General features: G+C 40.6%; 17 protein-coding genes. 12 read left to right on the forward strand and 5 right to left on the reverse strand.

The features are described from left to right. The first annotated feature begins 122 nt into the window (after positions 1-122). The 3 genes from TV75_RS00400 to TV75_RS00410 all read left to right on the forward strand — a co-directional run bounded on the left by TV75_RS00400 (position 123) and on the right by TV75_RS00410 (position 4,416). Positions 123-2,048: an ATP-dependent DNA helicase gene (locus TV75_RS00400; protein WP_044336404.1), complete on the forward strand. Its 1,926-nt coding sequence runs from the start codon at positions 123-125 to the stop codon at positions 2,046-2,048. Positions 2,049-2,416: 368 nt separating this feature from the next. Beyond that, the gene (locus tag TV75_RS00405; protein ID WP_044336406.1) at positions 2,417-3,931 is read left to right on the forward strand and encodes a carboxypeptidase M32; all 1,515 of its coding nucleotides are present in this window, start codon (positions 2,417-2,419) and stop codon (positions 3,929-3,931) included. 17 nt (positions 3,932-3,948) lie between these two features. Continuing rightward, complete coding sequence (locus TV75_RS00410; protein WP_044336407.1) at positions 3,949-4,416, forward strand: GyrI-like domain-containing protein; 468 nt, start codon at positions 3,949-3,951, stop codon at positions 4,414-4,416. Between the two features lie 74 nt (positions 4,417-4,490). On the opposite strand, the gene TV75_RS00415 is transcribed toward TV75_RS00410, so the two are convergent. Genes TV75_RS00415 through TV75_RS22035 form a run of 3 tightly spaced genes read right to left on the reverse strand, consistent with a single transcriptional unit; the run spans position 4,491 to position 6,784 of the window. Further along, complete coding sequence (locus TV75_RS00415; protein WP_044336409.1) at positions 4,491-6,137, reverse strand: b(o/a)3-type cytochrome-c oxidase subunit 1; 1,647 nt, start codon at positions 6,135-6,137, stop codon at positions 4,491-4,493. Between the two features lies 1 nt (position 6,138). Next, the gene (locus TV75_RS00420) at positions 6,139-6,615 is read right to left on the reverse strand and encodes a cytochrome c oxidase subunit II (RefSeq protein WP_044336411.1); all 477 of its coding nucleotides are present in this window, start codon (positions 6,613-6,615) and stop codon (positions 6,139-6,141) included. Between the two features lie 19 nt (positions 6,616-6,634). Further along, positions 6,635-6,784 (reverse strand): hypothetical protein, encoded by a 150-nt coding sequence (locus tag TV75_RS22035; RefSeq protein ID WP_044336413.1) that lies wholly within the window; start codon positions 6,782-6,784, stop codon positions 6,635-6,637. A gap of 429 nt (positions 6,785-7,213) precedes the next feature. Between TV75_RS22035 and TV75_RS00430 the strand changes: the two genes are divergently transcribed. From TV75_RS00430 to TV75_RS00460, 7 genes are all read left to right on the forward strand, one after another. After that, complete coding sequence (locus tag TV75_RS00430) at positions 7,214-7,984, forward strand: SDR family NAD(P)-dependent oxidoreductase (protein WP_044336414.1); 771 nt, start codon at positions 7,214-7,216, stop codon at positions 7,982-7,984. A gap of 208 nt (positions 7,985-8,192) precedes the next feature. Continuing rightward, positions 8,193-9,263 (forward strand): type III polyketide synthase, encoded by a 1,071-nt coding sequence (locus TV75_RS00435; RefSeq protein WP_044336417.1) that lies wholly within the window; start codon positions 8,193-8,195, stop codon positions 9,261-9,263. 2 nt (positions 9,264-9,265) lie between these two features. Next, the gene (locus TV75_RS00440; protein WP_044337923.1) at positions 9,266-9,829 is read left to right on the forward strand and encodes an isoprenylcysteine carboxyl methyltransferase family protein; all 564 of its coding nucleotides are present in this window, start codon (positions 9,266-9,268) and stop codon (positions 9,827-9,829) included. Positions 9,830-9,924: 95 nt separating this feature from the next. After that, positions 9,925-10,095 (forward strand): hypothetical protein, encoded by a 171-nt coding sequence (locus TV75_RS21700; protein WP_156142290.1) that lies wholly within the window; start codon positions 9,925-9,927, stop codon positions 10,093-10,095. A gap of 183 nt (positions 10,096-10,278) precedes the next feature. Then, positions 10,279-13,896, forward strand: coding sequence for a dynamin family protein (locus TV75_RS00445; RefSeq protein ID WP_044336419.1), 3,618 nt, complete (start codon positions 10,279-10,281; stop codon positions 13,894-13,896). Positions 13,897-14,093: 197 nt separating this feature from the next. Further along, entirely contained in the window at positions 14,094-14,924 is an 831-nt protein-coding gene (locus tag TV75_RS00455; protein WP_044336423.1) for a sulfurtransferase, read from the forward strand. 113 nt (positions 14,925-15,037) lie between these two features. Then, on the forward strand, positions 15,038-15,937 hold the full coding sequence (locus tag TV75_RS00460) for a 5'-3' exonuclease (protein WP_044336425.1): 900 nt from the start codon (positions 15,038-15,040) through the stop codon (positions 15,935-15,937). 60 nt (positions 15,938-15,997) lie between these two features. Here TV75_RS00460 and TV75_RS00465 read toward each other — a convergent pair whose 3' ends face one another. Further along, entirely contained in the window at positions 15,998-16,135 is a 138-nt protein-coding gene (locus TV75_RS00465; RefSeq protein WP_044336427.1) for a hypothetical protein, read from the reverse strand. Between the two features lie 107 nt (positions 16,136-16,242). Here TV75_RS00465 and TV75_RS00470 point away from each other — a divergent pair, with 107 nt between their 5' ends. Next, positions 16,243-16,731, forward strand: a complete 489-nt coding sequence (locus tag TV75_RS00470; protein WP_044336429.1) for a divergent PAP2 family protein — start codon at positions 16,243-16,245, stop codon at positions 16,729-16,731. Positions 16,732-16,765: 34 nt separating this feature from the next. Beyond that, a complete protein-coding gene (locus tag TV75_RS00475; RefSeq protein ID WP_044336431.1) occupies positions 16,766-17,032 on the forward strand; it encodes a DUF6123 family protein in 267 nt (88 codons plus the stop codon). 345 nt (positions 17,033-17,377) lie between these two features. Here TV75_RS00475 and TV75_RS00485 read toward each other — a convergent pair whose 3' ends face one another. Continuing rightward, positions 17,378-17,764, reverse strand: a complete 387-nt coding sequence (locus TV75_RS00485) for a reverse transcriptase-like protein (RefSeq protein ID WP_044336435.1) — start codon at positions 17,762-17,764, stop codon at positions 17,378-17,380. Between the last annotated feature and the right edge of the window lie 74 nt (positions 17,765-17,838).

Consider the following 17,838-nt stretch of genomic DNA (forward strand, 5'->3'; position numbering starts at 1 on the left):
GGGCATCGGAAAACTTTAAATTAAAGGCTCATCTTAAGAGCCATGAATAAATTACGTTTTTATCTTTTCATTTCGAAAGAATTCTAGTAAATTAGAAATATTGTGTAACGCAGGAGGTCCTCATGAGAAGAAAATTACCATTTGAATTAACCAAAGAGCAATCCTTTTATGAAGCATTATCCGACTGGATCGGTGACGTGTTTTATGATTTATTGCCTGAAAAAGGATTTGATTTACGGGATGAACAGGTATTTATGGCCTTTCAGCTTAATCAAGCCTATAAAAACAAACAAGTTATGTTTGCAGAAGCAGGTGTGGGTACGGGGAAAACCCTTGTATATCTCTTATATGCGTTGTCGTATGCCAGATATACAGGTAAGCCGGCAATCATTGCGTGTGCGGATGAAACACTCATTGAGCAGATTGTAAAAAAAGAAGGGGACATCCAGAAGCTTGAGATGGCACTGGACCTTGATATAGATGTTCGATTGGCAAAGTCCAGAGAGCAATATCTATGTATAAAGAAACTAGAAGAAAACCTTCCTCTGAACGAAGATTTCCAGGACATGTGGGAGGAATTACCTGGTTTTGTCCACGAAAACTCTTCCATGAAAAGCTTCAGTCATTATGGAGATAGAAGAGAATATGCTCATCTATCTGACGATGAATGGAATAGTGTAGGCTGGGATTCTCTTCAGGATTGTATGTCATGTGCCTACCGTCATCGATGCGGCCTTACCCTTCATCGCGAACATTACCGAAGTGCAGCAGACTTGATCATCTGTTCCCATGATTTTTATATGGAACATATTTGGACGAAAGACTCCCGTAAACGGGAAGGGCAGCTGCCACTTTTGCCGGAAGCAAGCTCTGTAGTATTTGACGAAGGTCACTTATTGGAATTTGCTTCTCAAAAAGCGATGACTTATCGGATGAGGATGGAGACACTTGAAGGACTATTGGAGAAGCTGTCATCTTCAGATATGAGGGAGGAGACCCTTTATATCATTGAAGATATCATGCTCGACAATGAAAAGTGGTTCGGGCTACTAGAGAAGGAATCCAAAGGGGAGTCAGGCTCCGATAGACAATACATCATTCGGTCAGAAGCCATATTACAGCAAGGAAGGGCTCTAACGGAGAAAATAGAGAACCTGTTGAATGAACTCGTTTTTGAATCTGAAATGTACGTTATGGATGATTATCTTTTAAAGGTAGTGGAAGAATACCTGGAGCAGATCCAGTATTCGTTGAAACTGTTTTTAGACGATGAAAAGGGAATCTACTGGTTGGAAACATCCGAGGAAGAGCACACCTTTGTGGTGATGCCGAGATTAGTCGAGGAGATTCTTAGAGAACAGGTTTTTTCTCAAAATATCCCATTTATTTTTTCTTCGGCAACCCTTTCCTATAAAGGAGACTTCTCTTATGTTTCTCAATCACTGGGGATTGAGAAATATGAAAAATTTTCAGTGGAATCCCCATATGATTACGAGGACATGATGAAAGCGTATCTTCCTTCACTGAATTCCGGAGTACATTCTAAAAATCAGTATGTATTGGACAAACTGAAGAGTAATCAAGGGAAATCGTTGATTCTTTTCACCTCCAAGGATGAAATGAATGCCTTTAGGTCGTATCAGGTGCAACAGGCTGATCAAGCATGGAATGTGATCTATGAAGGTGACAGAGAAATCAGTGATACAGTAGAGCAGTTCCAGCAGGAAACGTCAACTGTCCTGTGTTCTTATCACTTATGGGAAGGCTTGGACGTGCCAGGGGAGTCCCTTTCACAGGTCATTATCTACTCACTTCCATTCCCTCCAAAGGACCCTGTCTTTGATGCGAAACGCAAGCATGCCACTCACTCTGTGGAAGAAGTGGATATTCCTTACATGATCCTTCGCTTGAGACAAGGAGTCGGACGTCTGATTCGGACGAGTGAAGACAAGGGGAGCATCCATGTTCTGATGAATGATGCAGAAACTTCACATAAAGAATTGGTAGAATCCGTTTTACCCGTTGGGATTGAAGTATTGAACGCATAGCCAAGTAAAGTTGGAACCGCCTTAATGGGCGGTTTTTTTTATGGATCTTCTGGGCGTGAGAACTTACTTTCGTGATCGATAATAAATGAATCAAATTCGATAATATATTATAAAAGTCGATAATAAATGGCTCAAAGTCGATAATATAACTTAAAAGTCGATAATAAATGGCTCAAAGTCGATAATATATCTTAAAAGTCGATAATAAACCTGGAAAAGTCGTAAAATACAGTTGAAACTTAACAATAAAAAGGCCCATGATTACTTTTCTTCAATGATAATTCCCTCTCCCATCAATCTTTCCGAACCCAAGTTGCCAGAAAAATATGATAAAATAGATTGAATGTTAAAAAGGGGGCTTTTAAAAAATGAAAGAATCAATACTAGAGACAAAAGATCAATTTCATGATTATGTTAAAAAAATGTCGGCCTACAACGAAGCACTTGGTTTGATGTTCTGGGACTTACGGACCGGCGCTCCAAAGAATGGTGCAGAACAACGGTCAGAAGTCATCGGGATGCTTTCATCTGAGCTGTTTGAAATGTCCACTTCCAATGAAATGGCAGCTTACTTAGCAAAACTCACTCCAGTATTGGACCAGTTGGATGAGACGACACAAAAATTATTGGAAGAGTGTCAAAAAGAGTATGATCGGAATAAAAAAATTCCTGCCTCTGAATACAGGGAGTATGTAGTGTTACAGTCGAAAGCAGAAGGTGTCTGGGAAGAGGCAAAAGAAAAAGCGGATTTCACCATGTTTCAGCCTTATCTAGAAAAACTGGTGGCATTCACGAAACGTTTTATTGATTATTGGGGCTACGAGGATAATAAGTATAATACGTTACTGGATATGTATGAACCAGGTGTAACGGTAGAAGTGTTAGATAAAGTATTTGGTGATCTACGGGATCAAATAGTCCCACTGGTACATAAAATTTCCGATTCGGAAAATAAGCCGAAAACCGATTTCCTTTTTGAACACTTTCCAAAGGCCAAGCAAAAGGAATTCAGTTTAAAGATACTTGAACAAATGGGATATGATTTCAACTCAGGAAGACTTGATGAAACGGTCCATCCGTTTGCGATTGGTTTAAACCCTGGTGACGTAAGGGTAACAACTAAATATGACGAGAAGGATTGGAGAACAGCTGTGTTCGGAACGATCCATGAAGGCGGACATGCTCTTTATGAGCAAAACATTTCAAAAAAGCTGATGGGCACACCGCTATGTACGGGCACGTCCATGGGAATCCATGAATCACAATCACTGTTTTATGAAAATTTCGTAGGTAGGGATCATTCTTTCTGGAAGAAGAATTATTCATTACTGAAGGAATACTCGATGGGCCAGTTTGATGCTGTTGAACTGGACGATTTCTATCGGGCGATCAATGAATCGAAGCCTTCATTAATACGGATCGAAGCCGATGAATTAACGTATGCTCTACATATCATCATCCGTTATGAAATTGAAAAAGGGTTATTCAATGATGAGATGGAAGTGAAGGATCTTCCTGAAATCTGGAATCAGAAATATGAAGAGTATTTAGGTGTCCGTCCTTCCCATAATGGTGAAGGTGTCCTCCAGGATGTTCATTGGGCAGGTGGAAGCTTCGGTTACTTTCCGTCATATGCATTAGGATATATGTACGCGGCACAGTTTAAACGTGCCATGTTACACGATCTTCCACATTATGAAGAGCTGTTGGAAAAGGGGGATCTTGCTCCCATCAGAGAATGGATGACGACGAACGTCCATCAGTGGGGCAAGATGAAGAAACCGCTTGAAATCATCAGGGAGGTTACCGGAGAAGGGCTTAATGCCCAATACTTGGCCGAGTATTTAACGGAGAAGTATTCAAAGGTGTATTCCTTGAATTAAACACTGGAGGCAAAATCATGGAAATTAATGTTGCATCGCTAGAGGATAAATTGCTTGTTGGAATAGGCTGGACAGGCCCATATGGAAGAGGTTCTGAGATTCCGAGACTATTCACTAAGTTTCAACAGATGATCCCATCCATCCACCACATCAATGGAGATGAATGCATATACGCACCTTTCCATGACAGAGCGACTGATTTTACGTATTACTGTACCGTAGAGGTTGATCGTGTGGAAAAGCTTCCACCGGGATTAGTGGAGCTGTCACTCCCTGCCGGTGAGTATGCCCACGCTCTTTATGAAGGCCTTTCAACGGAAGTTGAGCAAGCTTACTTCGCCATCTTTAACTGGATTAAAGAAAATGGGTTTGAAAAAGATTACTCCAGACTGAGTGTCGAGAAGTATCTATCCCAGGATAGGGAAATCAACGAAACGGAAGATAAACGGAAATTAGAGTTGTTTGTTCCAATTAAAGAGAAATAGAAAAGAGGCTGCTTCTGTGAAGCAGCCTCTTTTTATGCTTGTCGGGCCTGATCAAGCCGCCTGCGCTTTTCTTTTTACCACAGACGATAGCCCTTGGATGCAGGAGGTGCATTTTGAATCATGTCGATGAATGGAACGGTGTAGGCGATAAGAATGAGAGCTGCTAGGATAGTTAACCAAATCCTCCAATTTTCAAGAGCCATCGGAGTTCTCTCAGCTGCTTCAGCTTTTTCACCCACCGGGAATTCTTCTTCTCCTTTAGGTGCGAAGAATGCTAGGTTGATAAAGATATATAGAACCAATATGATCCCGATAAAGAGAATGGTTCCCCCAATGGCTTGTGCGACTTGATACGGAATCCAAGCAAGGGCTTGCGGTGCATCCCCATAAGTTGAAAAAGAAGATCGTCTTGGTGCGCCTAGTAAGCCGACGGCATGCATGGCACCTGACATGATGCCCATTCCTATAGACCAAACAATGGCTTGCACAATTGCCAGTTTGTTCATTGCTTTCGTTAAGACGCGTCCTGTTAAATGAGGGACGAGCCAATAGGCAATACCGAAAAACGTTAATACAACAGAAGTTGCCAAAGTTAAGTGAAAATGACCGGTAACCCAAATGGTATTATGAACGACCTGGTTCATCTGGTTTGAGGCATTGATTAATCCCCCAGCTCCCGCTGGGATAAAGGCTACCATTCCAATAAATGGTACGGTAAAGCGGGCATCTCCCCATGGTAACTTCTTAAACCATCCAAACAATCCGGTAGCCCCTTTGGATCTGCCGTACATTTCAAAAGTAGCGAACAGAGAAAATGCAGTCATCAAGGAAGGTATGACAACCATAAAGGTAAGAACAACCTGTAAAAACTTCCAATATGCGTCAATCCCCGGTTCCACTAATTGGTGATGAAAACCAACCGGGATAGAAAATAGGAGGAACAATATAAAAGAAAGTCTGGCTAACGAATCTGAAAATATTTTTCCGCCAATGATTTTTGGAATAATGACATACCACGCCATATAGGCGGGCAGCAGCCAAAAATATACTAGGGGATGACCGAAATACCAGAATAATGTTCTACTTACAAGCACATCTACTCGATCAACAAGGCCAAGAGACCAAGGAAGGAGCTGGAATAAAACCGTTCCTGCCACCCCAATGGTTGCGACAATCCATAAGACGGTATTGATGATGGCCATGAATGTTAAGAGAGGGCTTGGCAGTCCAGGGTTTTCTTTCCGCCAGCTTATATATTTGATGATCATGCCGGTCCCGCCTAACCAGCTTCCAACTACGACGAAGGTCAATCCTAAGTAAAATATCCAGTGTGCCTGCAGGGGGGCATAGAAAGTATACAGTACAGTTGCTTCATTTAATAGAATCATAACAGCGGCCATGATTGTGCCGATAAGCATGACCCAGAATCCTAACCATCCAAACAAGCGGGATTTCCCGGAATAGGTGCCGGATGTTCGGGAAATGGCAGCGTGCTGGAATCCAAGGATAAAGAAAGTGGTTAAAACCAATCCCAATAATACGCCGTGAACCGTTAAGACCTGGTAATAACCTATCCCTGCAGGTAATATGAATTTTCCTGATCTTACTAACACTTGTAATAATCCAGCCAATCCACCTAGCGCCAATGCGATAAAGCCAACATAAATATGTGCCATCGCCAAAGTAGCATCTTTTTTCTCAATTTGAACAAATCGGTTCATTTTAGTCCACCACCTTGATCATAGATTTCATTGTGTGGTGACCTACCCCACAATATTCATTACAAACGACGAGAAATTCCCCTGTTTTGTCAAGGGTTGTTGTATACTCACTTACAAATCCAGGTTCAAGCATCATATTAATGTTTGTTCCTGCCACTTCAAATCCGTGAACAACATCTTTTGTTGTGGCGATGATTTTAAGTGTAGATCCTTTTGGTATTTCAATTTCCCCGGGTGTGTAGAGAAATGCAGATGCCACAAACACTAACTCGTAATCCCAAGCCTTTCCTTCTACCTTCTTCAAACCAGGTTCGTTAAACGGCGAGGTTTTATCCACTCGCTCGGGATTGACGTATGCTTTCGCGCTTGGAGGTTGATGTCCTTGATGAAAAGCACTGATTCCTAAAATAATTAAAAATAAGATAAGAGACCCTGTTCCTAATGTTAACCACCATTTTTCATAGCGATGCATGTGCATGTTAACCACTCCTTCAGAATTAAAAACGATTGATAAATAGTAAGAATACTCCCAGCCAAGTAAGGACTAGAAAACCACCTAAGAACAGAACCGATGTGAAAGTTCCTTTTAGTGAAGTAGACTCTTCGACCTTAACCTCGGTTTTTTGGTGTAATTCCGGTTTCACCATATATCTCATTCCTTCCATTCATTGGATGATTGATTTCGTTATCACTATCATAAAGGTGTAAACCCTTATGAATCTGTGATAAATGTCACAGGTTACGAGAAATATTGTGAAATAAATGTGAAATCAGTTACATAATAGGTCTTTCAACCGGTTCATTTGTCGGAGCGATATGCATAGAGTATAGGAATGATAATAAAGAGGGGGAGGATATTTCGTGGAAAAATTTTATTGTAAGCATTGCTGTCAGATCTTTTCAGAGAAAACGGTTTGTCCTCAATGTCAACTTCACGTAGATTCGAAAATCCAGATTCATGTCCAGAACCAGGAGGAAAAAAAGAAAACTTATTAAACCGAACCGTAAACCTTTAGCAGTCAAAGTGACTGTGTTAATATATAGAAGATTCAAATAATGGGTAGGGTGGTGTGAAGATGTATTTACCTTCATTTTCATTAAAAGATAAGCTTGCTGTTGTCACTGGTGCCGGGCGTGGAATTGGACGAGCTCTCAGTATAGGTTTAGCAGAATCAGGAGCCGATGTTGTTCTTCTGTCAAGGACGAGGGGCGATTTAGAAGAAACGGCCAGTGAAATTGAAAAGCTGGGAAGAAGGGCTTATATAATCCCGACAGATGTGACATCACGGGAGGAAATTCAAAAAGCGATTGCTTACATAGAAAATCAAAAACGTTCCATTGATATTTTAATTAATAATGCAGGCATGAATATCCGTTCCAGCGCCCTGGAGGTTACGGATGAAGAATGGGGAACGATCTTGGATACAAATTTGAAATCTGCTTTTATGATGAGTCAGGAAGCAGGTAAACATATGAAGGAGAAGAATCAGGGTAAAATAATTAACATAGCTTCTGTAGCCGGGCATGTAGCTTTACGAACGGGGGTTGTGTACGCTTCAACGAAAGCTGCCATGATTCAAATGACGAAAGTTTTAGCCTTAGAATGGGGAAAATACAATATTAATGTGAATAGTATCGGACCCTGGTATTTTAAAACGCCCTTAACGAAAGAGCTATTGCAAAACAAAGAATATGTAAATGATATTTTGGCCGTAACCCCCTTAAAAAGAATCGGCGAATTGGAAGAACTAGTAGGCCCTGCTGTTTTCCTTTCCTCTGATGCCTCGAATTATGTTACGGGCCAAACCATTTTTGTAGACGGTGGGATGACGATTCAAGGTTTTTAAACTTCCATACAAGAAAGAGCTAACCTTTGCGGGTTAGCTCTTTCTTGTATGGTGACGTGTTTATCCCCCACAAGAGGCACCAATGGGTATTCCTTTCGTAATGAAGACCTATTTAGATTGATTAGAAGGGTTATACATAATCTCGATACATGTTTTGTGATTTTTTGGAAATGCTACCCTTACATGGAATTGTAAGGAGTGTAGATGAATGCCGAAAATTGTTTCAGTTGAAACCGAGATTCCACCTGTGAAGATTACACAAAAAGAAGCGGCAGAATTTGCGAAACAATTGTTTTCGACAAGCTTTAAGAATATCGGACGTCTTCTCACTGTGTTTGAAAACGGTGAAATAGACAGCCGCTATTTCGTAAAAGATCTCGAATGGTTTTCCAGGGAGCATACCTTTCAAGAAAAAAATGATGAATTTATTCACCACGCAGTTGAACTGGGGAGCAGGGTCGTTAAGAAAATCCTATCCCATCATCAGCTTACATTAGAGGACATTGATGCGATTTTTACAATTTCAACATCGGGCATCGCAACACCAAGTCTAGAAGCGAGAATTATGAATCATCTGCCGTTCTCTTCTCATGTTAAACGAATCCCGATTTGGGGATTGGGATGTGCGGGGGGAGCAAACGGGCTGTCACGTGCCTATGAATACTGTTTAGCTTTTCCGAAAGCAAATGTTCTCGTCCTTTCCATCGAACTTTGTTCACTCACCTTTCAGCATGGGGATCGCTCTAAGAGCAATTTAGTTGGTACGTCACTTTTTGCTGATGGTGTTGCTTGTGCAGTTGTTTGTGGTGATGAAAGTCCATTACTAGAAGGAATTTCCCACCCGCTGCCATCCATTTTCGCTACTCAATCTACTCTTTTGGAGGATTCACTGGATGTAATGGGGTGGGAGGTAAAGAATAACGGTATGTATGTTGTGTTTTCGAAAGATATTCCTACTCTAGTGAAGAACTGGCTCAGGCCGAATGTTGAGGAATTCATCAATCGAAATGATATAAGCCTTGAAGATATTAAGCACTTTGTGGCACATCCGGGAGGAAAGAAGGTCATTGAAGCCTATCAGGAAGCTTTAGGAATGGAAGAAAGTATGACATCTGAATCTATGAAGGTCTTAAAAAACTATGGGAATATGTCATCTGTAACCATCTTGTATGTGCTGAAGGAATTTATGAATAAAGGCTGTGAACGTGGAGATATAGGTTTGGGTACCGCTTTAGGGCCGGGGTTTAGTTCAGAACTGCTTTTGATGAGGTGGGAATGATGCTGTATTTCATCCTGTTTTTTTTCGTACTGATGATTCAGAGGCTTGTGGAGCTATTCATCGCTAATTCAAATGAAAAGTGGATGAAGGAACAGGGGGCAAAAGAATATGGAAAGGCTCATTATAAAATGATGGTCGCTATCCATATCGCATTCTTTGTTTCGCTGTTAATTGAAGGAGGGATCTTTCATACAGGGGTCAATCCCTATTGGCCGATCCTGTTGGCTGGTTTCATCCTCACTCAGCTCGGGAGAATATGGGTGATTTCTTCACTGGGGAAGTATTGGAATACAAAAATCATCGTGCTTCCGAAGGCTGAAGTGGTAGCGAAAGGTCCTTATAAGTATATGAAGCATCCTAACTACCTGATCGTCACATTAGAGTTCTTGATTGTTCCATTACTTTTTCATGCCTATTGGACCCTGTTTATCTTCGCGTTACTGAATCAATTCATTCTCTCTATTCGCATTCCGCTTGAGGAACATGCGCTTCGCCATGAAACCGATTATGAAAGGATTCACCTTCATACAAAGGGCTGGATCCCCCTGATCAGAAAAGAAAAATAATTTTCTTATTGAAAATGATTATCGTTTTTGTTAAGATTCTAATTGAAGATGAAAATTATTCTCATTTAAACATTAACAAAAGGGTGGGGACAAATATGGTATGGTTTCTGATATTGTTTACTGTATTAGCGTATAGCTTCATGATGAAGCATGTTTTATCAAATGTAATGAAGGATTCAGCACAAGAGAAGAAAGTATCTTCATACCAGACAAACTCAAAATCTTTTGTTCATTCAAACTTGATTGCAACTGAAACAACACGATAAATACATAGCCCTCTTCTTCGGAAGAGGGCTTTTTATTTTGTCTTTTGGCTCTTTTAAAATTCCTGCATATACTAATACCGTTCTCAAATTCCCCACATTGATATGATTTCATAGAGAAATTGGGGCAAATACGATAAAATAAAAACGTTATCATTTTTCTGAAAACAGAAAGGAACTAGTTCAATGAGTCAGATAGAGCATAAGAGTAACCAATTACATAATAAATTGCAACATCTTGCAGCCTATCACGAAACTTTCCGTCACAACGGAGACGAAGAGCGGGCTGCAAAGGTAGAAAGATTAGCAGAGAAATTAAACAACGATGAATTGATTTTAGCCTTTTGTGGGCATTTTTCTGCAGGAAAGTCAACGATGATCAATCACTTAATGGGAGAGGAAATCCTCCCGTCGAGTCCAATCCCTACCAGTGCAAATTTAGTGAAGGTGCACCATGCACCAACGGATTTTGCGAAAATCCATTATCATCATTCTAAGCCGCTATACTTTAAGGCACCATATGAGTTCTCCACCATTAAGGACTTTTGTAAAAACGGTGAAGAGGTATATTCTGTAGAAATAGGGCGAAGCAAGAGTGAGATGCCAGAGGGTGTATCGGTTTTAGATACCCCTGGTGTAGACAGTACGGATGATGCCCACAGACTATCAACGGAATCGGCCATTCACCTCGCTGACGCCGTCTTTTACGTAATGGATTATAACCATGTTCAATCTCAGGTGAACTTCGAGTTCACAAAGGAAATGATCCGTCATGGAGTCAAGTTGTATCTCATTGTAAACCAGATTGATAAACACCAGGAAGAAGAATTGGCATTCAGCGACTTTAAAGAAAGTGTTGAGAAGTCGTTTGCATCTTGGGGAGTTGTACCCAATGGAACATTTTTTACAAGTTTAAAAGCTCCACATCATCCTCATAATGACCTCGAAGAATTAGAGTCATTAATTGAAGACCAGGTGAAAATGAAAAGTGATCTGATAGAAGCCTCTGCAGAATCGGCTATCTCTCAATTACGGTCTGAGCATGAGAAGTGGTATGAGGAAGAGCTTGAGAAAATCGAGGAAACAGGAAGAGACCTCCTTACAGAGGAGGAATGGAATAACAAAGCCGCACTTCTGCAAACTGAAAAAAGATTGATAGAAACCTTAGCAAAAAATAACGTAAAAGCGATAAATGAACATTTTGAGGAAGAAAGGAGAGAAATCCTTAAAAATGCTTATTTAATGCCTTTTGAAACGAGAGAATTAGCGAAAGATTTTCTGGAAAGCAGACAATCAGACTTTAAAGTAGGTTTTATATTTTCAAAACAAAAAACTGAAGACGAAAAAGCGATCAGAATACAGAAATTTAAAGACGATTTAAATACCCGCATTGAATCTCAATTAGAATGGCATCTGAAGACACTCGGAAAAAATATGGTGAAAGAATACAGTCCCTCATCAGATCAATTAATGAAATGGGATCAATTATCCTTGGAAGTGGATGAACCATTTCTTAACGGTCTGATCAAACCAGGTGCAGGAATTACGGGTGATTACGTACTCCAATACTGTGACGATCTTTCTGAGGAATTAAAGAAGAAAGCCAGAAGCTATACTAATGATTTGTTTGTAGACACTTTGAATGAAATTGAAAGTGCATCCCGGGAAGAGAATTCAGCTTTAGAAGCTGAGCTTGATAAACTCCAAAAGAAAACGGGAGTCATTTTTCAGTGGAACACATTACATGAGGAAAAGACTACTCAACTTAGAAAATTAATGAGAATTGAGATCGATCAAAGCCAAGCTGATTCTATTCTCCAACAATGGATAGTCAATTGGAAGGCGAGGTCGGAAGAGTATATTCTTGCATCTGACATGGAGTTGGATCAAAAAGAGATCACAACACAAACCAGGGAAGAAATTGTGGCTCAGCCTCGAAAAGAGCAACAAGCTTCTATAGGAGGGGTAATCGAACGTTTAGAAACGATGACCCATGTATTCAGGAAATATAAAGGATTTACCAAGACAGCAGATCTTTTAGAAGGAAAGAAAGAACGCCTTACCAATCAATCCTTTACGATTGCCTTATTCGGTGCTTTCAGTGCGGGGAAATCATCATTTGCGAATGCACTATTGGGGAAGAAAATACTTCCTGTAAGTCCGAATCCGACAACTGCTTCGATCAACCGAATCAATCCGGTATCAGAAAGTGGTGAGCACGAGACTGCTCATGTACAAATTAAAACCTATGACCAACTATTTCAAGACATCGTTCATTCTCTTTCTTTTTTCAATCGCAATGTTTCAACACTCGATGAAGCAATGGGGGTTGTACCTGATTTAACGAGTGAAGGCAGTGGTAAGGAGAATGTCCACCTTTCATTCCTGCAGGCTTTTTATAATGGTTATCCTGCCTTTAAGGAGAGTCTTGGGAAGAAAAAAATGGTAAATCTTGAAGAGTATAGAGGGTTTGTAGCGGATGAAGCTCAAGCTTGTTTTGTTGAGTCCATTGATCTCTATTACGACTGTGATATTACAAGACAGGGAATCACACTCGTCGATACTCCAGGAGCAGATTCAATTAACGCACGACATACGGGAGTATCATTTGAATATATTAAAAATGCCGATGCGATCCTATTTGTGACCTATTACAATCATGCATTTGCCAAGGCAGACCGGGAGTTCCTTATTCAATTAGGGCGAGTGAAGGACACATTTGAATTAGATAAAATGTTCTTTGTCGTTAACGCCATCGATCTTGCAAGTGATGAAGAAGAAAAGAATGAAGTGATAGACTATGTGGAAGCGCAGCTGATTCAATATGGCATCCGTTTTCCAAGGATCTTTGGAGTGTCTTCTCTCGAAGCTCTCAAGGAATCAGCTCCCAACAAGTCAGGTATGGACCTATTTAAGAAGGAATTCCAATCATTTATACAGAATGAGTTAGTGAGTATGAGTATTGATTCCGCCCTTAGTGAATGGGATAGGGGACTACAGCGGTTCAACCAATATATTCATACGGCTTCCAGTGATAAAGCGTATAGGCAAGTACGCAAGCAGGAACTGAAGGACGCAAAGGTAGAGATTCGCTCACTTATCGATTCGAAATCTGTTCAACCCCTTGAAATTGAAATGCAACAAGAATCGAAGGAGCTTGTCTATTATGTGAAGCAAAGGGTGTTCTTCAGGGTATCCGACTTCTATAAAGAAGCCTTTCATTCAGGATTATTTCTTCAATTTCCTAATCAATCCCAAGCGATAAGGGAAGGTATAAAAGAGTTCCTATCGAGTACCGGATTTGATTTGGCTCAGGAAATGAGGGCCACCTCCCTTCGCATACAACAATACATCCAAAGACAACTCAGTGAACAATGGATGGTCCTAGAAGAATTGATTCAACAGGTGGAAAAAGACCTTGTATTATCACCACAAGACTACAAAAACGAAAGCACCATTGAATTTGAGAGCGCGTTTAAACAAACAGAGCTGCGACCATTCGAAGAAGCCTTTTCTTCATTTAAGAATCCAAAGCATTTCTTTGAACAAGGCGGAAAAAAGATTGTTCAGGAAAAATTGGAAGCACTACTTCAAGAGCCTGCAGATAGATATTTAGAACACGAACAGTTACGTATGGAAGCATGGGGTGCTTCGTATTTAGAAAGAGAATTAGACATACTTAAAAAAGAAATATCGAGCCAGGTGACAGAGCAGATCGATTCCAATATAGACGCTTTAGAGACTGTTCAGGACCTACACAAACTAAAGCAGGATCTGGAGCTGCTCGAACGCATCCAAGCTTAAAAGAGAAGGAGTGGGGTAGTGGCTAATCCTTATCATTGCTGTGCTACTTGTATTCACATCCAAGGAGTTAAGACTGATCAGAAGACCACCTATTTTTGTTCCCGACTAGGCTATGAAACCAAAACCACCTATCAATTCTCATGCTGGGAACCAAAGGAGGAAGTGCTGAAATTGATGAAGAAGAGGGGGATGATATCATGAGTGCACTTATCGATATAGATTGGCTAAGTGAGCATAATTATGATGAGAATCTAAGAATCATTGATTGTCGTTTTTCTCTGGGAAACCCGTCAGAGGGGCGTCAACTGTATAAAGAGAGTCATATTCCAGGAGCCGTATTTTTCGATTTGGAAAAGGATTTATCAGGATATGTGAAAAAGCATGGAGGGCGTCATCCCCTCCCGAATATGAAGAACTTTTTGCGCAAGGTTGAGGACGTCGGTATTGATAACGATACAACAGTTATCATTTATGATGAAAAGGAAGGAGCCTTTTCCGGCCGATGCTGGTGGTTGTTCCAATACATCGGACACGAGAAAGTGTATATCTTAAATGGTGGATTTTCCGCTTGGAAAAAGGCTGGAGGGAAAACAGAATCAAGCGTACCTGTGTATCCCCAAAAAAGTTATCGTCCAAGCTTTAATGAAACCATTGCAGCTTCTCTGGATGAGGTGAAGAGTATTGCAAGTGGGGAGCGAGATATCCCTTTAATTGATTCACGAAGTAGAGAAAGATACCTGGGTCATGAAGAACCAATAGACCGAATTCCAGGTCATATTCCACGGGCCATCAACCTTCCATGGACAGATGGTGTGAAGGATGGGTATTTTATTCCAGGAGAAGAGCAGAACAAACGATTCTCACACCTAAATAAGAAGGATCCGGTAATTGTCTATTGCGGTTCCGGTGTAACAGCAACTCCGAATTTCATTGCTCTTAAGGAAGCAGGGTTTAATCATGTGAAGCTTTATATTGGAAGCTACAGTGATTGGGTTTCCTACAATGATCACAAGGTAGATAGGGAATAAAAGGGATAGCTAATTGGAAAAGGTTCATCACTTTTCCAATTAGCTATTTATTCGTATATGTTATACTTTATAAAGTGAACTAAATCGAGAATGAACGATGAGGAGTGTATGATTTGAATAATAGAAATGAGCATTTATTACTTATAGATGGAATGGCACTTTTATTTCGATCTTTTTTTGCAACAGCTGTAACGGGTCAATTTATGATGAACTCAAAAGGGCTTCCCACTAATGGAGTTCAGGGATTTATGAAGCACTTGTTAATGGCAGCGGATCATGTGAAGCCATCACATATCATTGTCTGCTGGGATATGGGAAGCCAGACATTCCGTAATGAAGTATTCAATGATTATAAATCGAATCGAAATGCACCACCCGTTGAACTGATTCCGCAATTTGATCTTGCAAAAGAGGTGGCAGAAGGATTTAATCTTTCTAATGTAGGGGTAGTAGGCTATGAGGCAGATGATTGTATCGGTACTCTTGCCAAAATTCATCATACCGAGCGCAAAGTATCGGTCCTCAGTGGTGATCAGGACCTCTTGCAGCTTTTGGATGACAATATCGATATTATGCTCCTGAAAAAAGGCTTTGGTAACTACCAAACCTATACCAAAGAGATTTTTGTGGAAGAAAGAGGAATTACTCCTCAACAATTTATTGATGTGAAAGCATTAATGGGTGATACAAGTGATGGGTATCCAGGGGTTAAAGGAATCGGAGAGAAAACAGCATTAAAGCTGATTCAACAATATAAAGATATTTCAGGTATTCTCGACAATCTGCACGAGTTAACCCCATCGCAACGAAAGAAGATTGAAGTCGATCTGGACATGCTTCACGTTTCAAGAAAGTTAGCTGAGATTCACTGCGAGGTGCCACTATCTGTTTCGGTAGATGAAGCCCGTTGGAATAACGTAGCTCATGAAACTCTCTCCCTTGTGGATGACTTAGAGTTGAAAGTGCTTAGAAGATATTTAGTGGGCTCTAATGTGATGGTTGCCTCAAGTTAACCTTTAGTAGGAGTGTCAGGGATCGTTTTTGACCCTGACACTTTTTTAATGGTGAAATGCTTACTTTTTATTTGCTTTTTTAGCAGCATTTTCTAACTTGCTCTTCGGCTCCATGGCAAATTCAGCATCCTGGGAAATCCCTTGTGGATTCACACTTTTAGCGCTTTTACCTTTGTTTTTGTTGTTTCCTTTTGTCATGCCAAAACCCCTCCTTTAATGTGGTCATTATTATTTTGGCTATGTTTATTACAAATATCCCATGTGTATAGAATTTTAGGACAAACTAGAGACAGGGAGGTGTAAGGGTGAATAAAGGGATAGTAACGGCGCTTATTAGTATAGCCCTCGCACAGGGGCTGAAGATTCCACTGCATTTTTTGAAAAAGAAGGAATGGAAACCTGAGCTGTTTTTCCAGACAGGGGGAATGCCAAGTTCCCATAGTGCAGGGGTTTCCTCTTTAACAACATTCATTGCCTTAAAGAGGGGAGTCAAAACGATTGACTTTGCTCTTTCATTTATCTTTGGTCTCATCGTCATGTATGATGCCCAAGGAATTCGACGACAAACAGGTGAACTGACCCTTAAAGTAAACAGTTTGGATGAGCTTGTTAGAAAAGCTCATGAAAAAGAAACGGTGGAATTCGAAGAAAAAAAGCCAAAAAGACTGAAAGAAATGCTGGGACATCAGCCTCAAGAAGTCGTTGGCGGTGCGTTACTCGGCTCATTTATGGGCTACATTGCCTTCTTGATATCGAAAAAGGATAGGCAAAAGAAAAAATTTTCTGTAAGATAAGAGAAGATAAAGCGGTGATAAGGTGAGGAGAAACGTGAAAAAGACAACAGAAGAATTTCTCATAGATCTCGAAAACAAAGGATTCAAATTTCAGGAAGATGCAATTGGCTTCATCTATTTCGGAAAAAAATATACAGACGCCCCGGATGAACTGGTCAATAGCGCCATTGAAATAACATTAAAAGCACAGAAGCAATTTGACAGCAGTTTCTATATGTCCATATTAGAAAGACTTCATTCCCAGCAAATCCCATCCCGAAAAGAAGCATTGAAGTGGATGGAGAAACAGGGCCTGGCATAGAGAAAAGCGTAGGCGGGTTGATCAGGCCCGACAAGCATAAGCCCAACCACCCGGAAAGGCGCTTTTTGCCTTTTTGGGTGGTTTGGCTTATGACCTCGAGGGACTAGCCGCCGGAGCTGGACAAGAGAAAAGCGTAGGCGGGTTGATCAGGCCCGACAAGCATAAGACTGAGACCATCAGGAAGGGGTTGCTTCCTGATGGTCTTTGTCTTGTTGGTTTGGGTCTGTCGATTTTTGTAGAACGGTCGGTATTGAAAATAAGGTTGATAAAATGAAGGAACGGTTGATAAATTTGGATAACGGTCGATAAAACAAAGCTATTACACTCCACCCCAAATTTCACTCTTTAGTTCAGATGAATAGCTTTTCGGGCCAGCTCATCTGCAGCTTTATTTTCCTTACTGGGTATCCACTTCACGAAGAAAAGGTCTATTTGTCTGGTCAAGTCCAATATATCATCGAGCAACTGTTTATATTGAATATTCCTTACAAACTCTTTCTCAATCGCATGAACGACTGCTTGTGAATCACTTCGCAGCCACACGGTATCCGCTTGTTTTTCCAAGCAGATTTCGAGAGCTTTCTTGCATGCAATAAATTCAGCTTCATGATTATCCATGATCCCTAAAGGTATGGAGTGTTTTTCCACTTCTCCGTTGTTTTTAATGAAAATACCGGCTCCACTTGGCCCCGGGTTTCCGGCACTTGCCCCATCAATATTTACTTCTAACACATATATTCACCTCAAACACATTCTGAATATTAATATAGTAGCATATATAGAGTGATTAAGGAGGATTATTGGTT

Source organism: Rossellomorea aquimaris (genome assembly GCF_000935355.1).
GTDB lineage: Bacteria > Bacillota > Bacilli > Bacillales > Bacillaceae_B > Rossellomorea > Rossellomorea aquimaris_B.